This window comes from Acidovorax sp. NCPPB 3576 (genome assembly GCF_028473605.1).
GTDB lineage: Bacteria > Pseudomonadota > Gammaproteobacteria > Burkholderiales > Burkholderiaceae_C > Paracidovorax.
On the sequence record NZ_CP097267.1, the window covers coordinates 4,249,184 to 4,261,230 of the forward strand.

Annotated in this window: 7 protein-coding genes and 1 tRNA gene; 4 read left to right on the top strand and 4 right to left on the bottom strand. The window is 69.0% G+C overall.

What is annotated here, in order from left to right:
* Positions 1-18 precede the first annotated feature (18 nt).
* From M5C98_RS19435 to M5C98_RS19445, 3 genes are all read left to right on the top strand, one after another.
* Complete coding sequence (locus tag M5C98_RS19435) at positions 19-1,206, top strand: vWA domain-containing protein (protein WP_272549077.1); 1,188 nt, start codon at positions 19-21, stop codon at positions 1,204-1,206.
* A gap of 190 nt (positions 1,207-1,396) precedes the next feature.
* A complete protein-coding gene (locus M5C98_RS19440) occupies positions 1,397-3,250 on the top strand; it encodes an autotransporter assembly complex protein TamA (protein WP_272549078.1) in 1,854 nt (617 codons plus the stop codon).
* Positions 3,251-3,268: 18 nt separating this feature from the next.
* Positions 3,269-7,459, top strand: a complete 4,191-nt coding sequence (locus tag M5C98_RS19445) for a translocation/assembly module TamB domain-containing protein (protein ID WP_272549079.1) — start codon at positions 3,269-3,271, stop codon at positions 7,457-7,459.
* A gap of 17 nt (positions 7,460-7,476) precedes the next feature.
* Here M5C98_RS19445 and M5C98_RS19450 read toward each other — a convergent pair whose 3' ends face one another.
* Positions 7,477-7,971 (bottom strand): guanylate cyclase, encoded by a 495-nt coding sequence (locus M5C98_RS19450; RefSeq protein WP_272549080.1) that lies wholly within the window; start codon positions 7,969-7,971, stop codon positions 7,477-7,479.
* 175 nt (positions 7,972-8,146) lie between these two features.
* Here M5C98_RS19450 and M5C98_RS19455 point away from each other — a divergent pair.
* A tRNA-Arg gene (locus M5C98_RS19455) sits at positions 8,147-8,221 on the top strand.
* 844 nt (positions 8,222-9,065) lie between these two features.
* Here the strand turns inward: M5C98_RS19455 and M5C98_RS19460 are convergent.
* The 3 genes from M5C98_RS19460 to M5C98_RS19470 form a co-directional block, all read right to left on the bottom strand.
* Entirely contained in the window at positions 9,066-9,806 is a 741-nt protein-coding gene (locus M5C98_RS19460; RefSeq protein WP_272549081.1) for an IPTL-CTERM sorting domain-containing protein, read from the bottom strand.
* Between the two features lie 305 nt (positions 9,807-10,111).
* The gene (locus M5C98_RS19465; protein ID WP_272549082.1) at positions 10,112-10,372 is read right to left on the bottom strand and encodes a hypothetical protein; all 261 of its coding nucleotides are present in this window, start codon (positions 10,370-10,372) and stop codon (positions 10,112-10,114) included.
* Positions 10,373-10,532: 160 nt separating this feature from the next.
* A complete protein-coding gene (locus tag M5C98_RS19470; protein WP_272549083.1) occupies positions 10,533-12,047 on the bottom strand; it encodes a lyase family protein in 1,515 nt (504 codons plus the stop codon).

The following is a 12,047-nucleotide window of genomic DNA, read 5'->3' on the forward strand; positions in this document are numbered from 1 at the left end:
GCTAAAAGGCTTCAACCCATGTTGATCGACTTCTTCTACACCCTGCGCGCCGGCCAGTTGCCGGTGTCGGTGAAGGAATACCTCACGCTGCTGGAGGCCCTGCAGGCCGGCGTGGTGGGCCCGAACTCGGACGATGCCTGGAGCCTGGACGACTTCTACCACCTCGCGCGCACCGTGCTCGTGAAGGACGAGAAGCACTTCGACAAGTTCGACCGGGCTTTCGGCGCCTATTTCAAGGGCGTGGAGATGGTGGCCGACTTCCGCAAGGACATCCCCGCCGACTGGCTGCGCAAGCTCCTGGAGCGCGAGCTCACGCCCGAGCAGAAGGCCGCCATCGAGAAGATGGGCTGGGACGAGTTGATGGAGACGCTCAGGAAGCGCCTGGAAGAGCAGAAGGAACGCCACGAGGGCGGCAACAAGTGGATCGGCACGGGCGGCACCAGCCCCTTCGGCCACGGCGGCTACAACCCGCAGGGCGTGCGCATCGGCGGCGCCGGCAAGAACAAGAGCGCCGTCAAGGTGTGGGATCAGCGCGCCTACAAGGACTACGACGACACGCAGGAACTGGGCACGCGCAACATCAAGGTGGCGCTGCGGCGGCTGCGCAAGTTCGCGCGCGAAGGGCACGAGATGGAGCTGGATCTGCCAGACACCATCCGCAGCACGGCGGCCAACGCGGGATACCTGGACATCAAGATGGTCCCCGAGCGCCACAACAACGTGAAGGTGCTGCTGCTGATGGACGTGGGCGGCACAATGGACGAGCACGTGCAGCGCGTGGAAGAACTGTTTTCCGCGGTCAAGACGGAGTTCAAGCACCTGGAGTTCTACTACTTCCACAACTGTGTGTACGACTTCATGTGGAAGAACAACCGCCGCCGCTTCGCCGAGAAGTTTCCGACCTGGGACATCATCCGCAAGTACAACAAGGACTACAAGCTCATCTTCGTGGGCGATGCCACCATGAGCCCCTACGAGATCCTGCAGCCCGGCGGCAGCGTGGAATACGACAATGAAGAGGCCGGCGCCGAGTGGCTGCAGCGCCTGATCCATGCCTTTCCCCGGTTCGCCTGGATCAACCCCGAGCCCCAGGGCGTGTGGCAGTACCGGCAAAGCATCGGCATCATCCAGCAGATCGTGGGCCAGCGCATGTACCCGCTGTCGCTCAAAGGGCTGGAAGAGACCATGCGCCTGCTGTCCAAATAACCGCCCGGTACGGCTCAGCGCGCGCCGCTGTCTGACAGCGGCGGTGCGCTTTTCAGGCCATAGTGCCCCCAATTGCCGTTGCGCAGCCTGGATGCAACGGCGTGGCAGCGCTCCCATCAAGCACCATAAAGTCTTTCCTTACGTGTCCCTCCCTGCACCGCATTTTTCGAGACGATTTCCGACGCCGGCCTTGTGGCCGGCGTTGCTGCTTTCGAGCCTGCTGGCCCTGCAGGGCTGCAGCCTGCTGCCGGGCGCCAAGGAAGGCACGGTGGACAACAACACCATCCAGTCCGACGCCGGGGCCGGCACCGGGCCCGATGCGTTTTCGCTCGAAGTGCGCGCACCCGACGCCGTGCGCGAATACCTCACGCGGCACATGGAACTGCAGCGCTTTCGGCAGTTGCCCGATCTGCAGTCGAGCGAGATCACCCGCCTGCTGGGCGCGGCCGAGGCCAATGCCCGCGAACTGCTCGGCACGCTGGGCTATTTCAGCCCCACGCTCACCATCACCATGCAGGAGACGCCCGGCGCCGCCGGCGCGCCGCGCACCATCACCGTGGAGGTGGAGCCCGGCCCGCAGACCCGCGTGGCCCGCGCCGACATCGACTTCACGGGCGCCGAGGCCGATTCGCCCCAGTTCGCCAACCGCCGCGCGCGCGTGCAGCGCAGCTGGTCGCTCGCGCCCGGCCAGCCCTTCACGCAGGATGCCTGGGACGGCGCCAAATCCCAGGGCCTGCGCCAATTGCAGGCCACCCGCTACCCCACCGCCAGCATCGCCAAGCGCCGCGCGGAAATCGATGCCGACCGCAACGAAGCCCAGTTGGGCGTGACCTACGACCCCGGCCCGCCCTACCGCTTCGGCGCGCTGCGCGTGCAGGGCGGCGAGCGCTACAGCGCCGACGGTGCGCGCCGCATCGCCCGATTGCCCACGGGCGCCGACTACAGCGAAGCCCAGTTGCTCGATGCGCAGATGCGGCTGGCCAGCAGCGGCTATTACGACGCCGTTTTCCTCTCGCTGGAAACCGACGGCGCCGACCCGCAGGCCGCGCCCGTGGTGGCCCAGGTGCGCGAGGCGCCACTGCAGAAGGTGGTGTTCGGCGTGGGCCTGTCCACCGACAGCGGCCCGCGGCTGAGCGTGGACCACATCCACAACCAGTTGCCCGGCATCGGCTGGCGCGCCGTCAGCAAGGTCTCGGTGGACCGCAAGAACAAGCTGCTGTCCACCGACTGGACCGACCTGCCCGGCGAGGACGGCTGGCGCTGGTTCACCGGCGCGCAGGTGCAGCGCGAAACCACGGGCGACTACGAGGTCAACAGCAGCCGCCTGCGCGGTGGCCGCAGCAAGAGCACCGACCACATCGATCGCAGCTATTTCCTGCAGCACGACACCGCCAAGAGCCAGGGCACGGACGCGCCGCCCTCCAGCGCGGCCATCAGCGCCAACTACGGCTGGACGGGCCGCTACTTCAACAACTCCACCAATCCCACGCGGGGCTTCGGCCTGGCCGCCGAACTGGGCGTGGGCACCACGCTGCGGCCCGAGCGCGACCCGTTCGTGCGGGCCTATCTGCGGTGGCAGTCGTTCTACCCCATGGGCCGCGTGGACATGGGCGAAGGCGTCACCCGCACCAGCCGGCTGGCCCTGCGTGCCGAGGGTGGCGCGGTGCTTGCGCGCCGAGCGGCCGAGATCCCGGTGACCACGCTGTTCCTGACCGGGGGCGACACCACGGTGCGCGGCTACGGCTACCGTGAGATCGGAGCGCGCATCACCAGCGGGCAACTGTATGGCGGCCGCTACCTGACCGTGGCCAGCGCCGAATGGCAGCGGCCCATCGAGTTCCGCGGCAACCGCACCGATTTCGAAACCGCCATGTTCATCGATGCCGGTGCCGTGGCCGACCGCGCGGGCGACCTGGACCCGCGCGTGGGCGTGGGCGCCGGACTGCGCTGGCGCAGTCCCGTGGGGCCGCTGCAGGCCGACGTGGCCTATGGCGTCCAAGCCAAGCAACTGCGGCTGCACCTGCGGCTGGGCTTCAGCTTCTGACCGCCTTCTGAAAGACCCATGGCAACGCGCGCTCCCCGCAACCCCTACGCCGCCGCCGCGGCACCCGTTCCCGCCCCCCGGCGCCGCCGCGGCTGGCGCATCGCCGCCTGGACCCTTGCCGTGCTGCTGGCCCTGGTCGCCCTCGTCGTCGGTGCGGCCTGGTGGTGGGCCGGCGGGCAGGCTTCGCTGGCCACCACGCTGGACCGCGCGGCACGCTACCTGCCGGCCGACCAGCGGCTCGAAACCCGCGACGTGACCGGATCGCTGCGCGCCGGCGGCCACATCGGCTGGCTGCGCTGGAGCAGCCCCACGCTGGCGGTGGAGGTCAACGATGCGCGCATTGCCTGGCAGCTGGCGCCCTTGCTGCAGCGCCAGCTCACCCTGGGCGAAGTGCATGCGACCGAGGTAAAAATCATTCCGCAGGGCCCGCCCCGCACCGAGCCCGACACGCCGCCGCAACCGCTGCAATCGCTGGAACTGCCGCTGCGCATCGACCTGCCGTTCCGCGTGGACACCATCACCTGGGCCGCGCCCAGCCCGGTCACCGCGCAGGGGCTGGCAGGCCGCTACCGCTACGACGGCACCCACCACCGCCTGGCGCTGGACAGCGTGGCCTTCGCCCAGGGCCACTATTCCGGCCAGGCGACCGTGCAGGCCCAGGCGCCGATGGCGCTGGAGCTAAAGGCCGACGGCACCGTGCGCACGGCTTCGCCGGGCGGCGGCGATGACATCGAAGCCCGGGCCCATGCCGAGGCCAAAGGCACGCTGGCCACCGCAGCCGCACGGCTGCAGATCACCGCCCAGTTGCAGGCACAGGCCGCCGCGCCATTGACGGCGGCTCCGCCCGCAGCGGGAGCCTCCCGCCCCGCCCCATCCGTCAAACCCACCAAGCCAGCATCCCGCCCCGCGCCACCGGCTGAGCCGATGCGCGCCGACGTGCAGGCCGAGATCGCCCCCTGGTCCGCGCAGCCCGTGCTGCAGGCACGCGCCGATGTCGAATCGCTTGACCTGGCCGCCCTGTGGCCGCAGGCCCCGGTGACTTCGCTGAGCGGGCAACTGCGCGTGGACCCGGCCCATGCCGCCCCCGGCGCCACTGGAACACCCGGCACAGGCTGGTCCATCGGCGCCCAGTTGCGCAACGCCTTGCCGGGCCCCTGGGACCAGCGCCGGCTGCCCCTGGAAAGCATCGATGCCCAGGCCGCCTTCGACGGCACGCAATGGACCGTGCCCGACGCCACCGCGCGCATCGGCAACGGCAGCGTGGCGCTGCAAGGCCGCTTCACCCCCGCCACGCGCGCCATGGAAGGCCGTGCCGAAATGCGTGGCCTGCGCCCCAGCGCCCTCTACAGCACGCTGGACTCCACCCCCGTCGCCGGGCAGGCGCAGGCCCGCAGCGAAGGCGGCGAAGGCGAACCGCTGGTGCGCTTTTCCGCCGACCTGCGGGCCACCGGCGCCGCGGCCCCCCGGCGCGCTGGCGCGCCCGCAGCCCTGCGCGTCGAGCGCCTGGCCACCGAAGGCACCTGGCAAGGCAGCCGGCTGGCGCTCGCCCGCCTGCAGCTCGATGCCCTGCAGGCGCAGGTGAATGCGCGGCAATTGCAGATCGGCACAGCGGACCTGTCAGTCAAAGGACAGTTGCAGGCCACCGTGCCGGGCGCCACCGCCCAGATGGATGGCCAGATCGCGCCGCGCTCCGGCAACGGCCAACTGGAGCTGCGCGTGGCCGATGCGCAGCGCGTGCAGCGCTGGATCGAGTCCTTGCCCGGCCTGGCCACCGCCCTGCGCGGCACGGCCATGCAGGGCGACGCCCAGCTCACCACCCGCTGGAACGGCGGCTGGCAGACCCTGCAGCGGCAGTTGCAGGCGGCGGGCCTGCTGGCCCCGGCCGCTGCAGGCACGGCACGCGCCGCTGCCGGCGAGCGGTTCGAATGGCAGGCCCGGCTGAGCGCGCCGCGCTTCGATGTCTCTGTGCCCGCCAGCGGCTCGGCCGCGCCCATGGCGGTGCGGCTCACCGCCGTGCGTGCCGACGTGGCTGGAGGGTTGGCCCAATCCACCCTGTCGCTGGACGGCGAGGCGCGCGTGGACCGGCGCCGCATCGATCTGCGGCTGCGCGGCACCGGGGGCATGACCGCGCCGGGGCAATGGAACGCGCAGATCAGCGAGTTGCGGGCCCAGGCACGCGATGAGCAGTTGCCCGGCCCCTGGACCGTGCAGTTCAACCAGCCTTTGTCCGTCACCCTGCGCCAATCGCCCAGCCTGCAGGTGGAGACCTCAGGCGGCCAGGCCACCGTCTCCGGCCCGGCGCCGGGTCAGGTCGCGCTGCATTGGGAGCCCGTGCGCTTTGCCCAAGCCGCCAATGGCGCCATCGCCTTGCGCACGCAGGGCCGCCTGCAAGGGTTGCCCATGGCATGGACGGAAGCGTTCGGCCCCCAAGGCCAGGAAGCCCTGCAGCGCCTGGGCCTGGCGGGCAACCTCGTGTTCGACGGCGACTGGGACGTGGACGCGGGCGACACCCTGCGCGCCAGTGCCAGCGTGCGGCGCGCCAGCGGCGACATCCGCGTGCTGGCCGGCAGCGCCCCACCCACCACCACGGTCGTGCGCAGCAGCGGCCAGGGCCAGGGCGCCGGCCGCGCGCAGACGAGCGAAGGGCCCGGCACGCCCGCCGGCGTGCGGCAGGCCGAAGTGCAGCTGCAGGCCGAAGGCAACACCGTGCGTGCCCGCGTGCAATGGGACAGCGAACGCGCCGGCCGCGTGCAGGCCGAGGGCAGCACCCGCCTGGCCCGTGCCGATGGCGGCTGGCAATGGCCCACCGATGCCCCGCTGACCGCCACCGTGCGCGCCCAATTGCCGGACGTGGGCGCGTGGTCCGCCCTGGCACCGCCGGGCTGGCGTGTGAAGGGCACGCTCGACGCCAATGTCGCCCTCGCCGGCAACCGCGCCGCACCCCGCTGGAGCGGCACGCTCGGCGCCGACCAGCTGTCGGTGCGCTCGCTCATCGACGGCGTGGACCTGCAGGACGGACGCCTGCGCGCCACGCTGAACGGCGACCGGCTCGACATCACCGAATTCCGCGTGAACGGCGGCCAGGGCAGCAACGCCCGCATCGCCGGCTTCAGCGGCAACCGCACCGCGGCCCCGCGCGATGGCGGCACGCTCACCGGCAAAGGCAGCGTGTCGTGGACCACGGGCGGCTCCACCGGCGCCACCGGCTCCGGCATCGCCATGGACTTCGACGCCGAGGCGCGCGCGCTGCAGGTGCTGGTGCGCGCCGACCGCCAGGTCAGCGTGTCGGGCAATCTGCAGGCGCGGCTGCGCCAGGGCCAGTTCACGTTGCGCGGCAAGCTCACCACCGACCGCGCCACCATCATCCTGCCCGAGGCCGGCGCGCCCAGCCTGGGCACCGACGTGGTCGTGCGCTCGGCCGCCAAGGACCGCGAGACCGTCAAGCAGGCCGAACGTGCAGGCGAGGCCGCGGGCCGGGTGGAGGCGGCCAAGCCGCCGGACATCGCCGTCACCCTCAACCTGGGCGACGACTTCGCGCTGCAGGGCCACGGCATCACCACCCGCCTGGCGGGCGAACTGGAGATCCGCGGCGCCACCGTGGCCGGGGCGCCGCCGCGCGTCACCGGCGAGGTGCGCACCGTGGAAGGCCGCTACCGCGCCTGGGGCCAGTCGCTCGATGTGGAGACGGGCCTGGCGCGCTTCAACGGCCCGTACGACAACCCCGCGCTGGACATCCTCGCCATCCGGCCGAACATCAGCGTGCGCGCTGGCGTGCAGGTCACGGGATCGGCCAAGGCGCCGCGCGTGCGGCTCTATTCCGACCCCGACCTGCCCGACGCCGAAAAGCTCTCCTGGGTGGTGCTGGGCCGCAGCGGCGCCGCTGGCGGCGCCGAGGCCGCGCTGCTGCAGCAGGCGGCATTGGCCCTGCTGGGCGGCAACGGCAACGCCGGCGCAGGCAACTTCGCCAAGCGCGTGGGGCTCGACGAGATCGGGTTCAAGGGCCCGGGATCGGGCGAGGACGCTTCGGCCGCCGCGCTCACCTTCGGCAAGCGCCTGTCCAAGGACCTGTACGTGACCTACGAGCGCAGCCTCTCGGGCGCCCTGGGCACGCTGTACATCTTCTACGACCTGACCAAGAGCCTCACGCTGCGTGGCCAGACCGGCGCGCAAAGCGCGGTGGATTTGATCTACACGGTGCGGTACGACTGACGGGCACCAGGGCCCGTTCAGCCCGCCGCGGCGCGGGCGAACTGCGGCGCAGCGTACGCCCGCCCATCCCCGTGCGGCAGATAGGGATAGAGCAGGCCCCCCGCGGCCTGCAGCAATTCGAACTGTGCGGACGGCAGCCGCTGCTCCACCAGATCGAAGTGGCACAGCGTGCCGTACAGGCCACCGCGCCGATCGGGCACCGGCACGCCGTGGTAAGCCACCACCACCCCGCGGAACGAACTGGCCAGCAGCCGCTCGTCATGCATCGAGTTGTCCACCAGCAGCGAGCCATCGCGCAGCACGAACTGGCAAAAGCTGTTGTCCAGCGCCACCACGGCCAGCGCCTCGGGCCGGATCTGCTGCTGCTTGTCGTAGAGGAAGACGTTGATGAGCTGCGACTCGATCACCTGGAAGATGCCGGTGTACCGATGCGGCACACCACGGTTGAGGGCCTCCATGGCGGGAAAGAGTCCCTCCGCCTGGAGCATGGCGTGGAACTGTGGAGGCGTCATCGGTGAAATCATTGCGGAGGGATTTTAGGGCGGCGCACCGCCCGGGGCGCGTTGCCGCTGCGGAAATGCGGCACTCACATGGCCTCTGGCCCCGCGCCAGGCGCGATCTTCTTTTGCGGAGGTCTCAGCACAGCGGGGAAAAGCTGCCACGGCCACGCCTTTACAATCGCCCGTCCTCCTCGTAGTTCAATGGATAGAACGAGTGCCTCCTAAGCGCTAGATACAGGTTCGATTCCTGTCGAGGGGACCATCGACCGATCCGAGAGAGTCCAAATGCGATAGCTGCTGAGGGACCAGATTTACCCCGCAGGGCCCATTGCGGGCAGAGTCGGTGGGTAAGCGGGGCAAGTTCGGAACAAGCTCCCGAAGTCGTCGTCTCGGAGGTCCGCAGAGGGCACTAACTGCCGATTGCGCTCAATGCTCCTGGCAGCCGGATGCCATAGCCGGGCCGCCATGGCTCGCCTTACCTCTGACTGATAACGAACAGGGTCGGGCGCGCAGAAGTGCCGATGGGCATGGCGCTTCCAATTGCACCAATGGCAGCAAGCCGCAATGTTTGCTGGATGATCCAGGCCACCTCGTTGACGCTCCACCAAATGCTCAGCCGTAGAGCGAAGCGGATCGAGCAGGGCTTCAGGAAGACCGTATGCCTGCGCAAATCTTTCGCGGCATTCCGGCTCCCAGATCGGCAACTCACAATAAATGCAGAGGCCCCGTTGGGCAAAGTAGGCACGCTTGCGGAGGGTGGTAGTAGTGATTTTCAGCATGGTCGATCAAAAACAGTGGTGCTGTTTCCGTCGCCAATGACTGGTCGGGTCGGACGCCGAGGCTTGTGCCGAATCGGCTGTGCAGGGAATTGCTCCCATGCGGTCGGTTTTGCGATACCGAACGCTTGCAATTTACGCGTTCACACCACCGCACGTCAAGCCAGAAGTTATCGGCTGCATTGGTATGGGGGAATAGAAATCTCTCGCTGAAAACCGTGCCAGTTCGGTTCCGGCTCGGAGCACCATGGGCCGCCCATGGCTCGGTTTATTCCTTGCCGTGCGATATCCCTCGAACGCCGGAGTCCGAAGACCAGACACGCGATGCACTCAGGCAGGTCGCCGCCGGCGCCATGCCAGAAACCCCAGCATGGCCGTCAGCATCGTCAGGCCGATGTGCGACAGCGTGGGGATGGCAGCGGCGCTGGCCGGCACCGCGGCAATCACCGCCGGCCCACCCGGATCGGAGATCGTGCCCACTGCCGGATCGGCGTCCCCTGGGCCGTTGTCCTCGATCTCGAAGGTCACCGTGTCGCCGCTGATCTGGGCGCCTGGCCATTCGAACCACTCCGACTGCGCCGCGCCCGTGGTGCGCGGGCCGTACTTCATGAAGCGGCTGCCCGACGCCAGCGCTTGCGGGTACTTCAACGTCACCGCGACCTTCCCCGCGCAGGTGGTGGCCACGAAACGGAAGACGCCTTGGGGAAACTGCGCGCCCGCCGGAGCGCTGGAAGGCACCTCGAATGCGGTCTGCGCCGTATCGAAAGTGCAACCGCTGACGCCTGCCAGCGAGGCGGTGATCTGCCCGGCGCCCGAAGGCGACGCACCGGTGAACGCATCTTCGATGCCTGGCGCGCGCACTACCAGATGCAGGGTCGATTCCTTCTGGATGTTGTAGTCCGAGAGGGTCCGGCCGTCTTCCAGTTGCTTGCCCGCGAAGGTCAGGCGCTGCTGCTCGGGCGCAATGCCTTCCTGGTCCTGGATCTTGGCCTTCACGTTCTCAATCGAGTCGCTGGGCTCCACGTCCAGAGCGATGGTCTTTCCAGAGACGGTCTTCACGAAGATCTGCATGGCCCACGCGCCCTGCGAAAGGGCGGCGAGCGCAATGAAGAGGGCCCATCGGGCAGCCCATCTCCGAATATCCAGAAAGGGGGGAACAGGCACGGGGAACAGAAAAACCATGGATCAACTGGCAGTAGGTCAAAAGACCCCGGATCATGCGTTTCTGACTGCCTTCTTACCAGCGCTCCGGCCCTGGATCTGCGGAAAGTCGCGTTTTAAAGGGGCTTGCGCCAGTCAGGCCCTCGAACACAGGGCGGCGAGCCAGAATTTCGCCGGAAAGAGAAGGCATGCGGGCAGCGCCTGGGGAACGCGCCTCAACGGTTCAGCATCGCCACGACCGCGACGATGCCGATCACCACCACGGCCACCGCCCGCGCGGCCCAGCCACCCAGGCTGGCGGCGGTCATCCCGGCGATGCCGGCTTTCACGGTCCCGGCGTGGCGGCCCTCGTGGGTGCCGGATTCAAAGGCAGAGCGCCTGCTGATGGCTGCCGCCTGCGGATGGCCGCAGCCGGGGCAAGCGGTCGCCTGATCGGAAATCTGCCGGTTGCATTCGGGGCATGGAACGAGTGCCATGGTTTTCTCCTCCTGGTTCATGGGTTGAACGATGGCCACAACCTACCTGCGGCCATCGCACCATAGCCCGGCCCTTGTCCCCGGCTGTTTCGAAATGCGTCGAAGCCGCGCGGCACCGACCGCGTCACGGCGGGCGGTCGCGGCGAAGAGGGCGAGCCCCCTAGCGGGCCGCGCCCAGCTTCTCGAAATCCGCATCCAGCCGCGCCAGCGATGCCGCGATCTGCGCGCGCCGGGCCTTGATCCAGCCGTCCTGCTCGGCCGCGCGCTGGGAGGCCTGGCGCAGCATGCGATCCATTTCGGCAGGCTGCGGGCCGCCGGCGGTCTGGCGGTTCCTGACGATCGCTACGGGGTCGAGCGTGGAACGGAACTCGGCCTCGGACAGGGGTAGCACCTGTGCAAACTCCGTTCCCTTCACCGTCTCGGCGTAGATGCGTTGCGCCTGCGCATACGGAAACGCGAGGGGTCGAATGTCCTTGGCCTTCGCGTATTCCACGACCTCCGAGGCGAAATGGTGGCCGACGCGGAAGGGCAGCTTGTATTGGCGCATCAGTACGTCGGCCAGCTCCTGCGAGGCGGTCCAGTCGCTGTTGAGTTCCTCCAGCGCCCGCTGGGGATCGATCACCAGGTTGTTGAGGATGCGGGTCCAGTTGTTCAGCACGCCGGCCGCCGCCTGCACCATCGCGGCGTTGGTGCGGACCTCCTTGGGGTCGCTCATGCCGGGAGGGATGTTGTGCGCCTGCAATGCGGGGCCCATGCCCAGGTTGAGCGCCGTGGAAGCGTCGCGGCGGGTGCTGTTGAGCAGGCCGGGGTTGCGCTTTTGCGGCATGGCACTGGAGACGTACGTGTTGCCGCCGCCTTCCTGCAGCAGGATCCAGGGGCGCGGCTGGGCGTATTGGGTCATCACGTCTTCGATGAAGCTGCCGGCATGCAGGGCGATGGCCATGACGATGGCGCCGGCCTCCACGGGCTGGTCCACGGCGGAGATCTGCGCGGCGTCGTAGGCGTTGTCCACCGTGGCGGAAAAGCCCAGGTAGTCCGCCATGCGCTGGCGGTTCAGCGGCCAGCTGGTGCCGTTGAGCACCGTGGTGCCCATGGGCGAGCGGTCCATGCGGGCATAGGCTTCGCGGATGCGCTGGGCGTCGCGCTCCAGCCCGGCGGCGATGCCCAGCAGATAGTGGCCGTAGCTGTTGGGCTGGGCGGCCACGCCGTTGGTGTAGTTGGGCACCACGGTGGCCCGGTGCTTGCCGGCGAGTTCGATCAGGGTGGCGGTGGTTTGGTTGAGCGCCTCGGCCAGGTGGAGCATTTCATCGCGCAGGATGGCGGACCGCGCGGTGGCCAGCATGTCCTGGCTCGATCGGCCTGCGTGCAGCAGCGTGATCTGGGGGCCGGCGGCCTCGATCAGCAGCGGCTCGAAGGTGATGACCAATGAGGGGCGCTTGCCACCCGGCTTGTCGCCGTTGGCCAGCACCTGGGTGATGCCTTTGTAGATGAGGGGCGACAGCGATGGGTCGAGCAGGCCTTCGTCGGTGTTGATGACGGCAGTGGCCTTGTTGATCTCGCCGAGCCAGAAGAAATCGTCGTGCTTTTTGGCGGGGGCCTGGGCACCCGCGTGGGGCATGAGGGCCGCCAGGGAAATGGCGGCGGCAATGGCGAGTCGGGTGGGTTTCATGGGCAT